Source organism: Xanthomonas sp. LMG 12462 (genome assembly GCF_009192885.1).
In the GTDB taxonomy this organism is placed as follows: Bacteria; Pseudomonadota; Gammaproteobacteria; order Xanthomonadales; family Xanthomonadaceae; genus Xanthomonas_A; species Xanthomonas_A sontii.
The window spans coordinates 59,051-75,151 of sequence record NZ_NMPP01000016.1 but is presented as its reverse complement, the minus strand read 5'-3'; the positions used below and the strand labels follow the sequence as shown (position 1 = coordinate 75,151).

General features: G+C 68.6%; 15 protein-coding genes and 1 tRNA gene. All 16 read right to left on the bottom strand.

Translation table 11 applies throughout. From position 1 onward, the window contains the following. Positions 1 to 54 precede the first annotated feature (54 nt). Entirely contained in the window at positions 55 to 1,104 is a 1,050-nt protein-coding gene (locus tag CEK69_RS05735) for a TraB/GumN family protein (RefSeq protein WP_226975054.1), read from the bottom strand. Positions 1,105 to 1,121: 17 nt separating this feature from the next. Next, positions 1,122 to 1,592 (bottom strand): cupin domain-containing protein, encoded by a 471-nt coding sequence (locus CEK69_RS05730; protein ID WP_017916102.1) that lies wholly within the window; start codon positions 1,590 to 1,592, stop codon positions 1,122 to 1,124. 74 nt (positions 1,593 to 1,666) lie between these two features. Then, positions 1,667 to 2,458 (bottom strand): WecB/TagA/CpsF family glycosyltransferase, encoded by a 792-nt coding sequence (locus CEK69_RS05725; RefSeq protein WP_152244353.1) that lies wholly within the window; start codon positions 2,456 to 2,458, stop codon positions 1,667 to 1,669. Then, entirely contained in the window at positions 2,445 to 3,236 is a 792-nt protein-coding gene (locus tag CEK69_RS05720; RefSeq protein WP_017914098.1) for a polysaccharide pyruvyl transferase family protein, read from the bottom strand. The genes CEK69_RS05725 and CEK69_RS05720 overlap by 14 nt, the downstream gene beginning before the upstream one ends. Positions 3,237 to 3,287: 51 nt before the next feature. Continuing rightward, positions 3,288 to 4,478 carry a glycosyltransferase gene (locus CEK69_RS05715; RefSeq protein WP_152244351.1) on the bottom strand — a complete coding sequence of 397 codons (1,191 nt, stop codon included), beginning with the start codon at positions 4,476 to 4,478 and terminating at the stop codon, positions 3,288 to 3,290. Between the two features lie 52 nt (positions 4,479 to 4,530). Beyond that, positions 4,531 to 6,033 carry a lipopolysaccharide biosynthesis protein gene (locus CEK69_RS05710; RefSeq protein WP_017910242.1) on the bottom strand — a complete coding sequence of 501 codons (1,503 nt, stop codon included), beginning with the start codon at positions 6,031 to 6,033 and terminating at the stop codon, positions 4,531 to 4,533. Beyond that, on the bottom strand, positions 6,030 to 7,079 hold the full coding sequence (locus CEK69_RS05705) for a glycosyltransferase (RefSeq protein ID WP_152244349.1): 1,050 nt from the start codon (positions 7,077 to 7,079) through the stop codon (positions 6,030 to 6,032). Before CEK69_RS05705 ends, CEK69_RS05710 begins: the two co-directional genes overlap by 4 nt. Further along, positions 7,076 to 8,209 (bottom strand): glycosyltransferase family 4 protein, encoded by a 1,134-nt coding sequence (locus tag CEK69_RS05700; protein WP_152244347.1) that lies wholly within the window; start codon positions 8,207 to 8,209, stop codon positions 7,076 to 7,078. The genes CEK69_RS05705 and CEK69_RS05700 overlap by 4 nt, the downstream gene beginning before the upstream one ends. Positions 8,210 to 8,252: 43 nt before the next feature. After that, a complete protein-coding gene (locus CEK69_RS05695) occupies positions 8,253 to 9,350 on the bottom strand; it encodes an acyltransferase family protein (RefSeq protein WP_152244345.1) in 1,098 nt (365 codons plus the stop codon). Further along, positions 9,347 to 10,627 carry a polysaccharide biosynthesis protein GumE gene (locus CEK69_RS05690; RefSeq protein ID WP_152244343.1) on the bottom strand — a complete coding sequence of 427 codons (1,281 nt, stop codon included), beginning with the start codon at positions 10,625 to 10,627 and terminating at the stop codon, positions 9,347 to 9,349. Before CEK69_RS05690 ends, CEK69_RS05695 begins: the two co-directional genes overlap by 4 nt. 178 nt (positions 10,628 to 10,805) lie before the next feature. After that, positions 10,806 to 12,266: an undecaprenyl-phosphate glucose phosphotransferase gene (locus tag CEK69_RS05685; RefSeq protein WP_017916111.1), complete on the bottom strand. Its 1,461-nt coding sequence runs from the start codon at positions 12,264 to 12,266 to the stop codon at positions 10,806 to 10,808. Positions 12,267 to 12,575: 309 nt separating this feature from the next. After that, a complete protein-coding gene (locus tag CEK69_RS05680) occupies positions 12,576 to 14,012 on the bottom strand; it encodes a GumC family protein (RefSeq protein WP_152244341.1) in 1,437 nt (478 codons plus the stop codon). Next, positions 14,009 to 14,701, bottom strand: coding sequence for a polysaccharide biosynthesis/export family protein (locus CEK69_RS05675; protein ID WP_026143621.1), 693 nt, complete (start codon positions 14,699 to 14,701; stop codon positions 14,009 to 14,011). The genes CEK69_RS05680 and CEK69_RS05675 overlap by 4 nt, the downstream gene beginning before the upstream one ends. Positions 14,702 to 15,271: 570 nt before the next feature. Beyond that, positions 15,272 to 15,348 (bottom strand) — tRNA-Pro (locus CEK69_RS05670). Between the two features lie 103 nt (positions 15,349 to 15,451). After that, positions 15,452 to 15,808: a MerR family transcriptional regulator gene (locus tag CEK69_RS05665; RefSeq protein ID WP_009597860.1), complete on the bottom strand. Its 357-nt coding sequence runs from the start codon at positions 15,806 to 15,808 to the stop codon at positions 15,452 to 15,454. Next, a complete protein-coding gene (locus tag CEK69_RS05660) occupies positions 15,789 to 16,088 on the bottom strand; it encodes an integration host factor subunit alpha (protein ID WP_003466661.1) in 300 nt (99 codons plus the stop codon). Before CEK69_RS05660 ends, CEK69_RS05665 begins: the two co-directional genes overlap by 20 nt. Positions 16,089 to 16,101: the final 13 nt, after the last annotated feature.

Genomic DNA, 16,101 nt, shown 5'->3' with positions numbered 1-16,101 from the left:
CGGCCGCGCGCCTGCCAGACCCAACGCGGCATACTCGGGAATTGATGACACGCCCTAGGGCGCGATCACCTCGGCGCCACTGGCGCGTAGCCGATCCAGCGGCCCGCCCGGCTCCTGCAGGGTCTGCATCGGCAACGCCGCGAAACTGGAGCGGTTCTGCGCCAGCGCCCGCTCGGCCGCCTGCAGCCAGGCCGCCTGCGCACGCTGGCGCACATCGCCCAGGCCCAGCTTGCGCGCGATCGCCGCTTCGCCGACCGCGTCCAGGCACACCCGGTACTGATCGTTGGCGGGCAGCCTGGCCAGCGTGTCCAGATCGCCTTCGGACCACGCATTGGCGCGCTGGCGCATCGTCTCCAGGTCGCGATCGATGACCTGCAAGGTGCGCGCGAAACAGGCGCTGTCGTTGAGCGAGGTCGCCCGGAACTCCTGCAGCGCGCGCTTGGCGTCGGGCACCTTGACCTCCACCACCACCGGCACGATCGGCACCCTGGCGCGCTTGGCCGCACGCGCGATCACCGGCTGCACCACGCTGCCCAGGCTCAGGCCGGAAGTGCGCATCGCCGCTTCGTACAGCTCCTGCGCCGCGAACACCGGCCGCCAGCGTTCCACGCTGCCGTCGCGGCCCAGGTAGCGCGCCTTCAGCGGCAGCCAACGCGCATATAGCTCCGGCGGCAGCACCTGCTGCAGGGTGCGGTCGTCGGGATTGCGCCGCGCCTTGAGCAAGGACGGCAGCAGCATCAGGCTGCGGAACATGCCCAGGCCCGAGTCCAGGGTGAGGGTCGGCGCCGCGATCACCTGTTGCGATTGGGCGATCACCCGCTCCACTTCGCCCGATTCCCACTGCATGCGCTTGGGCAGCGGCGACACCGTGCCGAGGATCCACAGCACGTGGTCGCCGCGGCGCACCTGCCACAGCCCCGGGCCGGGCTGGCGCCCGCTCACCAGCACCGCCTCCAGGTCGACCACCGGCGGATGGGCTGGTGCGGCCGGCGTCGCGGTCTGCGCCTGCACGGCGGGAATGCCCGCCGCCAGCAACGCCGCCGCCAGGCACAACGCCGGGCCGAGCCGGCGCGCGACGGTCCCCGGCGCGGTCGCTGCGCGCACCCCGCGCCGCCCCGGCATCAGTCCGCCAGCTTCGGCAGGTGCGTGGCCAGCGGGTCGGTGTCCGCCAGCAGTTCGAAGCGCTCCCACAGGAACCCCGGCGCCACCACGCAGCGCACCAGGCAGTAATCGGCCAGCGGACGCGCGGCCTGCCAGGTGCCGGCCGCGATCACCACCGACGGCATGCCGCCACGCTCGCTGGCATCCAGGCGGTAGCGCTGCAGGCCATGCTGCGGATCGAAGCCCAGCAGTTCCAGAGCACCGCCCTCTTCCCATTGCCAGGTCTCGTCGGCATCGATGCGGTGCCAATTGCTGACTTCGCCCTGCGCCAGCAGGAAGCGGATCGCGGTGCAGGCCGGGCGCAACGTCTGCTCGTGCTGCACCATCAGGGCAGAGGTATGCACGCGCGCGTAGCGCCCGCCTTCCGGGTGCGGCAGCAGCGACAGGTCGCGCACCAAGGCGGCGATTCGGAAAGCGGCGGCGCTGGACATGCGTCCAGTCTAATCCTGGGCATGGCCGCGCGAATGTCAGGCAACGCCCTTTTGTCGGCGACAGCCGGTCGGCGTCACGAGGGCCGCAGCGAGTCCCGGACAGGCGGCGTGGCGCCCAGGCGCCGGCCGTGGCGCAGGCACACCGCGAAGAACACCAGCAGATCCCAGCTGTACCGCTTGAGCAGGCGCCGCGGCTCGCGCAGCAAGCGGTAGATCCATTCCAGGCGCAGCCGGCGCACCCAGGCCGGCGCGCGCCGCGCGGTGCCGGACAGGAAGTCCAGCAACGCGCCCACGCCGAACGCCAGCGGCACCTGCAGTTGCCCCGCCTGCTGCAGCAGCCAGCGCTCCTGCAGCGGATTGCCGAACGCCACCAGCAGCACGTCGGCGCCACTGGCGTTGATGTGTGCGGCCAGCCCGTCCCCGGCCGCGGCGAACTCGGCATAGCCATCGCAGGTACCGACCACCTGCTGCCCCAGCGACTGCCGCAAGGTCTGCGCCGCGGTATCGGCCACGCCGGGCCGGCCGCCGAGCAGGAAGAAGCGCAGCGGCCGCGGGCTCTGCCGGCACAGCGCCGGAATCAGATCGGTGCCGTTGAGGTTGCCGGCGAAGCGGCGGCCGTGCACCAGCAGCGCGCCCAGGTCCATGCCGATGCCGTCGTTGACGATGCACACGTCCGGCGCAGCCAGTTGCGCACGCAGGGCCTGGCACTGCACCACGAAGTTGGTGTTGGCGAAGAACACCTGGCGGCGCTCGCCGCGCGCCAGCGCCTGCAGCAACGCGGCAACGAACTCGGTCTCGGTGCTGCGCAGGATCGGATAACCGCCCAGCGCCAGCACCTCGCCGGTCGCGCGCTCACCAGAGGTCATGCGGAAAGCTCTCCAGCAGGCCGCGTTGCACCGCGGCCAGGTCGAACACGGTATTGCCGCCCAGCGCCACGCATTCCTCCACCGTGTGCCCGGCATGCCAGCGGCTGCGGCCGGTGCCGGCGTAGTAGTCGTCGTACTTGAAGCGGTCCTCGCCGTTGCCCCAGTCCAGGTACACCGACGGCACGCCGTAGGCCTCGGCCAGGATCAGGCCGTGCAGGGAGCTGGACACGACCAGGTCGGCGCCGAGCAATTGCCGCACGAAGGCGGCCGGCTGGCGGTTCGGCAGCACCAGGTGGTCCTTGTACTGCGCATACTTGTCCAACGGTTCGTTGAAGTGCGGCACCACCAGGAACGGCTGCCGCGCCGATGGCGCCAACAGCGCCTCGCGCGGGAAGAACAACGGCATCAGCAGACCCGGATCGCCGTAGACCTCCGGCACCTGCAGGCCGCGCTCGCGCAGGAACGCGCGGGTCTTGGGGCCGCGCACCGCACGCACGTCGAGCTGGCGGAAGGTATGGCGGTCGGCGGGAATCTTGCCGTTGACGCCGCTGCCCCACACGGTGTCGCCGTCGCGGGCGAAATGCAGCACCGAGCCGATCGCGATCAGCCGCGTGCGCTTGTCGCGCTTGTCCAGCAGCGTACGGTCGCGCTGGCCGAGCACGTTGGAGACGATGATCTTGGAAAGATGATCGCCCACGTTGATCTCACCGTTCTTCGGCTTCCACCAGAACAGCGCCCGGCGCTCTTCGTAATCGATCCATTTTTGCAATGCGGACATCGGTCCTCCTTGGTTGCGCGGGGGGTACGGCGGACAAGCCGGGGCGTGGACTCAGGCCACGCCGTCGGCGAACAGACGGGTCTCCGGGTAGGCGGCCGGGTCCAGCACCCGGTCGGTGGTATCGGACCAGCTCAGGCACTGCCGATGGCGCACGTGCGGCGCCTGCAGCGCCTGCCCGATCGCGGCGACGATCGATGCCTCGTCGCCCGGGGTGTAGCCGAAGCGCGACGGATAGCGGCCGACCACGGCATTGGGGCAGACGGCCGGCAGGCCGAAGAAGTCGTACTGCAGCAGCTTCATCGAACTGTCGGCCAGATACGCCGGCACCTGCTCGGACGCGTACGGGGCAATGCCGAAGCGGGCGTGCTTGATGTAGCGGATGGTCTCGGCGTGCTTCATCTCGCCGTACACCACCACGTTGTCGCCATAGCCCGGCGCGCGCCCCATGCCCGAGCCGATCACGTGGAAGGTGACCTGCGGAAAGGTGCGGCTGGCGGCGACGAAGAACTCGGGATCGAACAGCATCGAGCCCACCGCCACCGCATGGATGCCCTCGCCGTACGGCGACGGGTCGCCCAACGTGTGCAGATCGTGGTCCACGCCGTGGCCGACGTGGTACACGTTGTGGCGGCTGGCGACCTCCTCGGCCATCGCCGGCGACACCAGCGCGATCACGTCCAGGCTCGGCGCCACGCGGTCGAATTCGCGCTCGATGTAGTCGGCGACGTTGATCGTGCTCAAGCCGTCGGAGGCGCGGTACACCTTGCGTGCGGTCGGGTTGATCCGCGCCGCCAGCGCGATGAACGCCACCGCGATGCCGCTTTCGAACACGATCACGTCGGCCTCGCGCATCCAGCGGATCAACGTGGCCGGCGCGCGCGCCGCGTACAGCTTGAACATCAGGTCTTCCAGCGGCCGCAGCCAGCGCCGCCGGGTGTTGAACGGATGCAGCAGCGCGCGCCACAGATAGCAGTCCACGCCGTTGTGGCGGACCACCTGGTTGGCGGTGGCGTCCAGCGGCAGGCGCAGGTCGCCCTTGAGCCGCGACAGCAGGCTGTAGCGCAGCGAGAAGAAGCGCGTGGTGCCGCGCTTGGCCAGCTCGTCGGCAATGAAGTGGATGTTGGCGCGACGCGGCGTGCGGTAGTCGTGCGCCGACAGCACCAGGTAGCACGGCGCACGCCCACTGGTGGTTGCGGCCGGTGCCGATGCGGGCAGCGCCGCCGCTGCGGAAGAATCGCTCATGCGCTCGCTCCTGTGCGGGTGAAAGGGAAAGAAAAACGCGGCAGTCCGGTGTTCATCGCGGCCCACGCGCCTGACGCAACAGCGTGCGCATCTGCAGGATCGCCAACACGTCGCGGCGGAACGCCGGCCACAGCGCGAACACCAGCAGGCAGCCCAGCGCCATCGCCACCGCGCCGACGATCAGTTGCAGCCACAACGACGCGCCACCCCACTGCTGTGCGGCAAAGTACGCGGCAACGCCGCAGACGCCGTAGCCGAGCACCGCGCGCAAGGCGTTGTTGAACAGCTCCCAGGCCGGGATCTGCGGCGCGATGCGCGCGATCCAGATCACCGACAGCGGCCACATCACCAGCAGACCCAGCGTGTAGCCCACGGTCACGCCCATCACGCCCCACAGCGAGCCGGCGAAGATGCAGGCGATCAGCATGACTCGCCCGACCACCGAATAAACCAACTGCTGACGCATCAGGCCCAGCGCCAGGAACACCCAGTAAGTGGCGTAGGACGCGGTCTGGAAGATGCCGCCGAGGGTCAGCACCTGGAACAGCGGCACCGCCGGCCGCCACTGCTCGCCCAGCACCAGCACGATCAACGGCATCGCCAGCGCGCAGGCGAAGGAGAACAGCGCGACGATCAGGTGCACCATCACCGTCTGCCCGCGCAGCAGGAAGTTGCCGAAGCGCGGCGGATCGTCCTGCAGCTGCGACAGCACCGGCAGCGCCACCGAAGTAGCCGGCGCGTTGATCTGGTTCAGCGGCATCATCAGCAACTGGAACGCGCGGTTGTACAGGCCCAGCGCTTCGGCGCCGATGCGGTGGCCGATGATCACCTGGCCGACGTTGCGGCTGGCATAGCCGAGCAACTGCGCCGCCATCAGGTTCCAGCCGAAGCTCAGGAAGGTGCGCATCGGCGCATCGCGCCGGTAGCCGCGCGGCAGCCAGCGCGCGCAGGCGCCGGCGATCAGCAGATTGACCAGCGCCTGCACCACCTGCTGCCAGACCAGCGCCCAGTAGCCGTAGCCGGCCAGGGCCACGCCGACGCCGGCCAGCAGGCCCAGCACCTGCGCGCCGACGTCGCTCAGCGAGACCTGGCCGAAGCGCAGCGCGCGGCTCAGGTGCGCGCGGTATTGCGTGGTCATGCCGTTGAACAGGAAGGTCACCGCCAGCGCCTGCGAGATGCCGAGCAGGGCCGGCTCACGGTAGAAGTGCGCGATCCACGACGAGGACAGGAACACCACGATCGCCAGCGCCAGGCCGATGCCGCTGTTGATCCAGAACAGGTTGTCGCGCTGCTCGCGGCTGACGTGCTTGGCCTGGATCGCGGCCGAGGACAGGCCGAAGTCGCGCAGGATCTCGGCCATGCCGACGATCGCCGTCACCATCGCCATCAGGCCGTAGTCGTAGGGGGTCAGCAGCCGCGCCAGCAGAATGATGCCGCCGAACTGCACCACCATCTTGGCCAGCTGCCCGGCCATGGTCACGGCTGCGCCGCCGGCGGCGCGGGCGCCCAGTCCGGGTTGCGGCGCTGCCGGCCGCGGGGTCTCGGCGCTACTCATGCGTCCTCCCCGCGGCGCACGGTCAGCGCCTGCAGATAGCTGCGGTAATGCTGCAGGCCGATGCCGTTCCAGTCGCGCCGCGACAGGTCCGGCACGGCGTCGGCCGGCAACCGCTGCGCCTGCGCCAGGGCCTGCGCCAGTTGCGCCGCATCCAGCTCGCCGCGGTACAGCTGCACCCACTGCGCGCCGACCTCGTCGGCGATGGCGGCATTGGCCTCGTTCCACGGCGCCAGCACCGGGCGCGCCAGCGACAGCGCCAGCAGCAGGGTGCCGGAGTTGTGCATCTGCCGGTACGGCAGCACCACCAGTTCCGCCTCCCCGACCTCCTGCGCCAGCACCGCGTCCTCCACGTACTGCAGGCGCGCGCTGATCCGCGGATCCTCGGCGCAGGCGCGCTCGACCACACCGCGGATCTGCGCATCGATCGGATTGCCGGCGATGCGCAGGCGGAGTTGCGGATCGGGCAATGCGCCGAACGTCGCGATCAGCGTCTCCACGCCCTTATACGGGCGCAGCAGCCCGAAGTGCAGCAGGCGCCCGCGCACCCGCGGCGGTTGCGGCAGCGGCGCGTACCAGTCGCGGTAATGGCCGTGCAGGATGGTGTCGGTGGCCGGCGTGCGTTCGGGCGTGGTCGCATTGATGCGGATCCAGCGCGCGGTCTGGCGGTCGATCCAGCGCAGCAGCAGGCGTTCGCGCCAGCCCTTGTCCTCGTGCGGCGCCACGTTGTGCAGGGTGCGCACCAGCGGCACGCCGGCCAGGCGCAGGCGCAGCAGCAGAACGGCGACACAGAGCTGCTTGGCCAGCGTGCCGAGCGCCGTGCGATGCCGCAGCAGGTACTCCGGCCAGTGCAGGTGCAGCACGTCGTAGCGCGACAGCAGCGCCGCGCGCATCGAGAAGAAGCGCAGCTGCACCTGCGGCGGCAGCGCCGCGTAGAGCTGGGTCAGATAGGGATTGGTGGTCGCGGTCGGGCGCTCGGTGGACAGCAGCACGGTGACCGCCGGCGCGGCCTGCTGCGACGTGCCGTGGCGCTGGCTCTCGCCGCTCATCGGCCGCCCTCCGCGCCGCCCAGCGCCAGGCGGTATTCGTCCAGATAGGCGCCGACCACGCGGTCCCAGTCGTAGCGATGCGCGTAGGCCATCGCCGCTGCGCGCTGCGCGGCGAAGTCCGCATCGGTGCCGGCGGCGAAGGCGCGCACCGTGGCCGCGGCCGCCTGCGCATCGGCCGGGTCGACCAGCACACCCTGCCCCGACTCGCGGTGCAGGCGCGCGAACGGCGGGATATCGCTGAGGATCGGCAGCAGCCCCGCGCTCATCGCCTCCACCGCGGCCAGGCCGAAGCCCTCGTGCCGCGACAGGCACACGAAGTACTGCGCGCTGCCGAGCAACTGCGCCAGTTGCGCCTGGGTCGGCGCCACCTGCAGGCGCACCCGCTGCTGCAGGCCGCGCTCGGCGATCGCCTGCTGCAGGTCGGCCACGCTGAAGTCGTATTCGCGCCCGGCCACGATCAACTGCCAGGCCGGATCCTGCGCGGCCAGCGCGCGCAGCAGGTCCAGGGTCTCCAGCAGGCCCTTGTTGACCGACCAGCGGCCGAAGTAGATCAGCGTGCGCCCCGGCATGGCGCTGCCCTGCCCGGCAAATTTGTCCACGTCCACCCCGTTCTCGATCACCCGCAGCCGCTGCGGCGCGACCACCTGCGAGAACAGCCGGCCATCGTTCTCGCTGGTCGCCACCACCCGCGCGTAGGCAAGTGCGGAGGCACGGGTGAGGGTCTTGAACCAGAGCATCTTCAGGCGCGAGGCATAGGTGGTATGGAAGAAACCGCCATGGGTGGAGACGATCATCGGCACACGGTGCAGCGGTCGGGTCAGGGCCAGGAAGTCGTAGAAGAAGTCGATGCCGTGCACGTGCAGCAGATCCGCGCCGCGCACCGCCGACAGCACCGACGGCGCCAGCGGGTAGCGCGAGGAGCCGCGGTACGGCAAGCGCACGATCGGCACGCCCTGATGGTTGTCGCGCGGCGCCAGGCGCTGCTGCGGATCGGTGAACACCCGCTCCAGGCTCACCACTTCGACCTGGTCGCGGCCCTGCTGCAGATGGCGGCGCGCGATATTCAGCACCACCTCCTCCATGCCGCCGACCGACGGATGGAACTGGCGCACCACATGCACCACCTTCATGCCCGGCCTCCGTCGCGCCCGTGCGCGGCCCGCAGCGCCGCCGTCATGCCGTCGCTCCCGCGACCGCACTGCGGCGCACGCCGATCATCCACGGCGCGATCCGCACCAGCACCGCGCGGATCGGCACGCTGGCCAGCACCGCCAGCACGCTCACCGACACTGCCCAGGCCGGTCCCCACGCATCGCCGCGGACCAGACCGGTGCGGGCGGCGACGCCGGCCATCACCGAGAACAACAAGGTATGCGTGCACAGGATCAGCAAGGTGTTGCGTCCGATCCACTGCAGCCAGCCCCAATGCTGCACCAGCCCGGCGACGCACAAGGCCATGGCGCTGCCGAGCAGGCTGGCGGCCAGGAAGCCCAGCGGGGAATCGCCGAACTTGAGCATGTTCACGTCCACGCGGCCGTTGTGCCAGGCGATCGCGAACCAGGCCGCGCCCAGCAGCACCGCCGCCAGCGCATTGCCGGCAGGCCGTGCCGGCCACCAGTGGGCCCGCGTCGCGGCGAGCGCGCCGATCGCGAAGAAGCACAACGCCACCGGCAGCACGTCCAGGGAGAACGGCAGGCGCATGTCCTGCCCCGGGAACCAGCACGCCCAGCCCCAGGCCAGCGGCAACGACAACCCGACCAACACCGGCAACGACAGCGTACGACGCAGCGCCAGATAGGCCAGCGTGGTCACGAACAGCGCAGGCAGGAACCACAGCGCGGGCATCACGTAGAGCTTGGGCCCGATGCCGGTGACCAGGCCCAGCAGCGGCTCCCACCAGGGCCGGTCGCCCCACAGTTGCGCCTTGCTGCCGATGTGCCGGGTCAGCATCCAGTACGCGTAGGCAACGAAGAAGAACGCCACATAGGGCAACAACAGGCTGCGCGCCAGCTTGCCGACCGTGGCCAGGCTCAGCGGGCGATTGCCGAAGGCCTCGCCGACCCAGCCCGACAACAGGAAGAACATCGGCACGTGGAAGCTGTAGGCCAGGATCACGTAGGCGTGCGGAATGCCCTTGGCATGCCCGAACACCACCAGCAGGATCGCGATCGCCTTGGCCGCATCGATGCGCATGTCGCGCGGCGCGCTCGCCCGTGCGCCGCGCCCCTGCGCCGGCACGGACGCGGAGACGGCCGTGGCGGGCGCGCTCATGCCGGCACCGCCGGGATGCGGGGAGCCGGCGTTGCCGCGGTCGTCGGCAGCGCCGACGCATCGCGCAGGCGCGGCGTCATCTGCCACAGGCACCCACAGACGAACCACCACAGCGCCGCGGTCTTGATCGAGAAGTAGCCGTTGGAGACCAGCAGGCTCAGCGAGAAGGCGAAGATCAGCAGGTTCTTGAACAGCTGCCCTTCGATGGTGCGCATCAGCATCGCGAACGAGTACGCCAGCAGGAACGCCAGCACCAAGAGCACCGACTGCGAGGAGATGAAGTAGGCGATGCCGCTGTCGAAGTAGCGGTACGGCTGGTCCACGTCCAGCCCCATCCACGCATCGGCGCTCATCCTGCGGATCGAATCGACGGTGAAGAACACCCGCCCCAGCGTGGTGTCCTCGTAGCTCTGGATGCCGGAGGCCCACACCAGCAGCCACGCCCCGCCCATCACCGCGAAGAAGATCAAGAAGCCCAGGCGCTGGTCCATGCGCAGCAGCAGCGGACTCAGCAGCGCCATCATCACGCAGGTACCGGCGGCCAGGCGCCCGTCCGAGGCCACGATCAGGAAGCCGATCATCGCCACCGAGGCGACGATCGCCAGCGGCCGCATCCAGCGCCAGAACGTCAGCAGGATCGCGGTGAAGAAGATGATGAAGTTGCCCATCGTCACCGGCTCGATGAACACCGAGGAGGCGCGCGGCAGGTTCGAGGACGGCAGGAAGTTGCGCGCGCCGGGCCTCGTGGCGCTGACGAACAGGTTGCTGTCCTGGTTCCAGAAGCTCGACGCGCTGGCGCCGCGCGCGTTGACGAAATAGCTCTTGGGGTTGACCACGTCGCCGTAGACCTTGGGCAGCGCCAGTTCGAACACCGCCACCAGCGACACCAGCAGCGCCATGCGCACGAACATGCGCGGCAGCGAGCCGGTATAGGCCGCGCCGAGCATCAGGAAGGCGAACGGGATCAGCGCATCGCGGAAGAACTTCGGATCCAGCGTCCACGCCATGAACAGGCGCACCAGCATCAGCAGCGCCAGCAGGGCGATGCCGGTGAACACCATCGCCATGCGCTTGCGGTCCAGCGCGCGCATACCTAGCAGGAAGCAGGCGGCGTACACCGCCAGCTCCACCGCATAGGTCATCGCCGGGCTGACCCGGAACACCTTGGCGTTGATCACCGCCAGCACGAAGTTGTAGCCGACGGCGAACAGCAGCACCAGCTCGATCAGCAGGTTGCGGCGCTGCTCGCGCAGCGGCATGTCCGGCACGCTCAGCATGCGCACCTCGCTGCGGCGACGGCGCGTTGCACGCCAACGCGGCCATCGGCTGCCGTCACGCGCGGCAGAAACGTGTCGCGCGCCACGTCATTCGACGCAGGCAGCACGGGAACGACGGCGACGCGGAGGCGGCGCCGGCGCTGTACACGGTCGGCGGGAAGAAGACGCATCGGGCGCATCAGTAGGCGGTCTTCTGCCCGAGCACCTTGAACGCGGTCAGCACGATGATCCGCGTGTCCAGCCACAACGACCAGCGGCGGATGTAGTCCAGGTCGTACTGGATGCGCTTCTTCATCGTGCGCAGTTCCGGCGTCTCGCCGCGGAAGCCGTTCACCTGCGCCCAGCCGGTGATCCCCGGCTTGACGTAGTGCCGCTGCATGTAATGGTGGATCAGCTTCTCGTAGTGGGTGTTGTGCTGCGCCGCGTGCGGACGCGGGCCGACCACCGACATGCTGCCACCGAGCACGTTGAACAGCTGCGGCAGCTCGTCCAGGCTGGTGCGGCGCAGGAACGCACCGAAGCGGGTCACCCGGCTGTCGCCGCGCGTGGCCTGCACCACCACGTCGCTGGGCTCCTGCTGCACGCGCATGGAGCGGAACTTGTACATGTAGAACTCGCGCCCGCCCAGGCCGTGGCGGCGCTGGCGGAAGAACACCGGACCCGGCGAGCTCAGCTTCACGCCGACCGCGATCGCCAGCATCAGCGGCCACAGCACGGCCAGTGCGGCCAGCGCCACCAGCTTGTCCTGCAGCGCCTTGGCGACCACGAAGTAGGTGTTGCGGTCCACCCCGCCCTGGCGCAGGTTGATCACAGGTACGTTGCCGATCTGGTCGCCGGACTGGTTGAGCATGCCGAAGTCGAACAGATCGGGAATCAGCCGGACCTGGATCGGATAGCGGTCCATGCGCTGCAGCAGCTGCTTGATGTGGTCGCGCTCGCCCAGCGGCAACGAGATCCACACCTGCTCGACCTGGTGGTCGTCGAGGTAGTCGATCAGCGCGTCTGCGGTGCCCTCGCCCAGGCACTGCAGCTTCTGCGGATGGTCGGCCACCGACAGGTCGTAGTCGCTGCTGAAGTAGCCCACCACCTGCATGCCCACCCAGGGATTGCGGCTCAGGTAGTTGTGAATCTTCACCACCGGATGGCGCAGACCCACCACCACCACCCGCTGCACGTCCACGCCTTCCGAGCGCAGCCGGTTGAGCACGCCGCGCACCAGGGTGCGCGAGAGCAGCAACGTACCCAGGCTGGTGACGAACCAGGTGCCGATCCACAGCCGCGAGACCTGCTGGCCGAACTGCACCACGAAGGCATGCATGGCGAACAGGGCGAACACGCCGCCACAGGCCAGGCTCAACACCATCATCTCGCGCAGCAGGCCGCGCCCGCGCCAGCTGCGGTACAGCGGGAACAGCGCGAAGCAGATCACCGCGTACAGCAGGGTGGTGCCGATCGCCACCCGGTAGGCCGGTTCCGGCATCCAGGTGCCGAACAGCAACCGGTGGGTGAGCAACGCGCCGCCGACCATGACGGTCAGGTCGGACACGCGCAACAGGATGTCTGCCGCGGCCGCGTACTTGGACAACATGCGCGGCGAGGAGGTCGTATAGGTGGCGCTACTCAGGTCTGCCAAAAGCATGATCGGGATTCCTATCCAAACCCGGTCGATCGGCATGCGGGGGAACATGCGACGCCGCCGGGCCTCGATTTCGCCTGCCTGTGGACCGCTGCGGCGCCTCCCTCGCCGACCCCAGGTCCACGGCAGCCCGTGATTACTTCAACAGAACAACGTCTTCGTACAACCGCGCTGGAAAATAATGGAGTACCTCATTGCCTAGCTGAACCACGTATCACCTCACTGAAGACTGTGCGTCGAACCGATGCCGTTGTGTGCGGTGCGGCACGCACCCACGCCTCGCACGGTGCGGCGCGCCATGACACCGCGACATCACGCCGATGCCGCCGCCGCGGCTTCGGCCTCGCGGATGAAGTAGCGCACCAGCGCCACCGCCACAGCCAGGAACAGGCCGAACACGAAGGCCAGCGCCAGGCCGAGCAGCTTCTTCGGCGAACTCGGCTTGCCCGGCACATCGGCGCGGTCGACGATCGAAATGTTGTTGGTGCCCACGTTGCCGACCACGCCGATCTCCTTGTAGCGCTGCAGCAGCGCGTCGTAGAGCTGGCGGTTGGTGTCGGCCTCGCGGCGCAGCATGGTGTAGCGGATGCTGCGGGTCTGCAGGTCCAGTTCGTCGTTCTTCAGGGCGGCGATGCGGTCGGCCAGCAAGGTTTCCTGCTGACGCGCCGACTCGTAGTCGTTCTTCAGCGCGCTGCGGATATTGGCGACCTCGTCGGCGATCTGGCGCTTGGTCTCGGCGATCTGATTCTGCAGGCGCTGCATCTCCGGGTAGCCGGGCTGGAACGTCGCCAACTTCTGCTGGTAATCGGCGGTCATCTTGGCCTGCTCGGCGCGCAGATTCTGGATCAACGGGTTGCTGACCACCTGCGGCAGGCCCATGCCGTCGCCGATGCCGGCCTGGCGCCAGGCCGCCTCGGCCTTGATCCGCGCATCCTGCGCCGCGGCCAGGCGCACATTCAGTTCGCTCATGTTCTGCGTGGGCAGCGACGGCTTGTCCTCGCCCATCGACACGATCTGTTCCTGGCTGGAATAGTCGACCGCGTTCTTCTCCGACTCCTCGACCTTGTCGCGCAGTTGCGCCAGACGCTCGGACAGGTAGCGCGCCGCGAACGAGGACGCCTGCAGCCGGCGTTCCTGGGTCGAGGCGATGAACATCTTGGCGTAGGTGTTGGCCACGCGCGTGGCCAGCGCGCGGTCGGGCGAATCGAAGTTGATCCGCACCAGCCGCGAGTCGCGCACCGGCTCGATGGTCAACGCATCCAGCACCGGGCCGACCAGCGCGTTCTCTGCCGCGGCAGCGCGCGCCTGCGGCGTCGGCGCGCGCCCGTCGCCGTTGTCCTGCAGCTTCTCCAGGGCTTCGTCGACCAGCGGCTTGAACGCCGGCGCTTCGGTCAGCTTGGCCTCGCGGATCACCTGCCGCGCCAGCGACCGGCTGCCGAGCAGTTCGTACTGGGTCTGGTAGAAGTCGCGATCCTGCGGCGATTCGACCGGCATCAGGTTGGCGACGTTGGCGACATTGAGCGATTCGCGCTCGATCTGCAGCACGCTGGTGGCCCGATACTTGGGCGTCATCAGCAGGAGGACCAGCAACGCCAGCAGGACGACTGCCCCGGTGATGCCGACGATCAGCCAACGCTGCCGGTACAGCGCATTCCAGTAATCCAGCAGGCCGATGTCGGCCGGGCTCAGCGGGGCACCCACAGGACGCGGGCGCCGCGCGGAAGCGGGAGGCAAGGTGGAGGCGCTCATCGGTAGGCCCTCCACACCATCACGAACGGGGTCAGCTGCACCACGGTGCGCAGCAAGACCAGCGCATCGGAGCGGTACACCACCACGATGTCGCCGCCGTAGATCGCCGGATCCGGCGCGGCGCCCTTCTGGATCTCGCGCAGATCGAAACGCGCCAGCATCTTCTGTCCACCGACGGTGCGGAACACCACCACATTGCCGCGGCTAGCCACGTCGCTGACGCCCTTGCCCAGCGACAGCGCCTGCTGCAGGGTCAAGGCGGAGCCCTGGATGGGATAGATGCCCGGCTCGCTGACCGCGCCGGTGACCGTGACCCGGTTGCCGGTGAACTCGTCGACCAGCACCGACACCTGCGGGTTCTGCAGATAGCCATTGCGGTAGCGGTCGGCGATCTCCTTCTGCAGCGCATTGACGCTGGAGCCGGCGGCCTTCACGTCGCCGATCAGCGGCAACGAGATGCGGCCCTCGTTATCGACCCGCACCTGCCGTTCCAGATCGTCGACCTGGAACACCTTGACCGTGAGCAGGTCGCCCGGGCCGAGCAGGTATTCCGGCTTGCCCATTGAAGCGGCAAGCGGATCGCCCGCCGGCAGGTCGGTACGCATCGCCGGCCCGCTGCTGCATGCAGACAGCAGCCCCAGGCAGAACAGGGCCAGCGCCCAGTGGAAGGTCACGGAAAGTTTACCCATGCGCGATGCTGATGCCCTCTGTCGATTGGTTTTCGAAGCGCCGCACTCCCCCAGCCGGCCAGGGTTCCGTTCCCGGTCGGAGGATGATTGCGGTGTCAATTCCTGCCTGGGACGAACGGCCCTGGCCAACAGCGAAGCTTCGTGTTGCAACGCACTATGGCACAGGCATCTGCCGCCACCAAGGCGTTACCCGACATTTTTTTGACGCAGTAACGCGAGGGTTCAACTACATGTCCGGCTATTCAGCGTAGCAAGGACCCGTAAACGTTCCATCGACGCGATGTTAACGTGATCAATGTCAATGCATTGACGCTGCGTAGCTCCCAGTTCCCATGGGGCTTTCCGCGCTGGTGGGGCGACGACCTCGTCGCGGGACAGCGCAATCCCGCGCATTTTGTCTACGGCGACGCGCCCGCCTCCCTGCGCCGATACAGATCGCCCTATGTCGCGATACCGACACGCATTGCCATCCCGGCGGGCAGCCCATTGCCGACACCGGCCGCACGCGCGCCGCCGATCCGACGCGCCCAAACAAAAAGGCCCATGTCGCAGACATGGGCCTTCGAAAGATGGTCGGGGTAGCCGGATTCGAACCGACGACCACTAGTCCCCCAGACTAGTGCGCTACCAGGCTGCGCTATACCCCGGTGTGTTGCGTCTCCGCCGTCGTGGCGGACCCGCCTTGCGGCGAGCTGGCGATTATAGCGGGTTTGCCGCGGCCATTCCTAGCGGCAGCAGCGCCGCCATGGCTCACCGCCGCAGCAACTGCAGGACTTCTTCCAGCTCCTGCCGCACCTGCTTGATGATCTGGTTGCTCAGCGCCGATTCCTGGCGGGCACCCTCGCCTTCCAGGCGCAGGCGCGCACCGCCGATGGTGTAGCCCTGTTCGTACAGCAGGCTGCGGATCTGCCGCACCATCAGCACGTCGTGGCGCTGGTAGTAGCGCCGGTTGCCGCGCCGTTTGACCGGTTCCAGGCTGGGGAATTCGGTCTCCCAGTAGCGCAGCACATGCGGCTTGACGTCGCACAGCTCGCTGACCTCACCGATGGTGAAGTAGCGCTTGGCCGGAATCGGCGGAAGTTCGCGGTTACTGCCCGGGTCCAGCATAAGCCTCCACTCGCTCCTTGAGCTTCTGTCCGGGGCGGAAGGTCACCACCGTCCGCGCCGAAATCGGGATCTCTTCGCCGGTCTTGGGATTGCGGCCGGGCCGTTGGTTCTTGCGGCGCAGGTCGAAGTTGCCGAAACCGGACAGCTTCACCTGCCGCCCCTGCTCGAGCGCATCGCGCAGCACGTCGAAGAACGCATCGACGAATTCCTTGGCCTCGCGCTTGTTCAGCCCGACTTCGTCGAACAACCGCTCGGCCATTTCCGCTTTGGTCAACGCCATCGCCCTGCTATCC

Excerpts from the sequence above, each read along its gene's own strand:
- CEK69_RS05700 (WP_152244347.1), bottom strand. The coding sequence starts at position 8,209 with ATGAAGGTGGTGCATGTGGTGCGCCAGTTCCATCCGTCGGTCGGCGGC.
- CEK69_RS05685 (WP_017916111.1), bottom strand. The coding sequence starts at position 12,266 with ATGCTTTTGGCAGACCTGAGTAGCGCCACCTATACGACCTCCTCGCCG.
- CEK69_RS05725 (WP_152244353.1), bottom strand. The coding sequence starts at position 2,458 with ATGACCTCTGGTGAGCGCGCGACCGGCGAGGTGCTGGCGCTGGGCGGT.
- CEK69_RS05695 (WP_152244345.1), bottom strand. The coding sequence starts at position 9,350 with ATGAGCGCGCCCGCCACGGCCGTCTCCGCGTCCGTGCCGGCGCAGGGG.
- CEK69_RS05705 (WP_152244349.1), bottom strand. The coding sequence starts at position 7,079 with ATGAGCGGCGAGAGCCAGCGCCACGGCACGTCGCAGCAGGCCGCGCCG.
- CEK69_RS05690 (WP_152244343.1), bottom strand. The coding sequence starts at position 10,627 with ATGCTGAGCGTGCCGGACATGCCGCTGCGCGAGCAGCGCCGCAACCTG.
- CEK69_RS05675 (WP_026143621.1), bottom strand. The coding sequence starts at position 14,701 with ATGGGTAAACTTTCCGTGACCTTCCACTGGGCGCTGGCCCTGTTCTGC.
- CEK69_RS05680 (WP_152244341.1), bottom strand. The coding sequence starts at position 14,012 with ATGAGCGCCTCCACCTTGCCTCCCGCTTCCGCGCGGCGCCCGCGTCCT.
- CEK69_RS05730 (WP_017916102.1), bottom strand. The coding sequence starts at position 1,592 with ATGTCCAGCGCCGCCGCTTTCCGAATCGCCGCCTTGGTGCGCGACCTG.
- CEK69_RS05660 (WP_003466661.1), bottom strand. The coding sequence starts at position 16,088 with ATGGCGTTGACCAAAGCGGAAATGGCCGAGCGGTTGTTCGACGAAGTC.
- CEK69_RS05665 (WP_009597860.1), bottom strand. The coding sequence starts at position 15,808 with ATGCTGGACCCGGGCAGTAACCGCGAACTTCCGCCGATTCCGGCCAAG.
- CEK69_RS05715 (WP_152244351.1), bottom strand. The coding sequence starts at position 4,478 with ATGAGCGATTCTTCCGCAGCGGCGGCGCTGCCCGCATCGGCACCGGCC.
- CEK69_RS05710 (WP_017910242.1), bottom strand. The coding sequence starts at position 6,033 with ATGAGTAGCGCCGAGACCCCGCGGCCGGCAGCGCCGCAACCCGGACTG.
- CEK69_RS05720 (WP_017914098.1), bottom strand. The coding sequence starts at position 3,236 with ATGTCCGCATTGCAAAAATGGATCGATTACGAAGAGCGCCGGGCGCTG.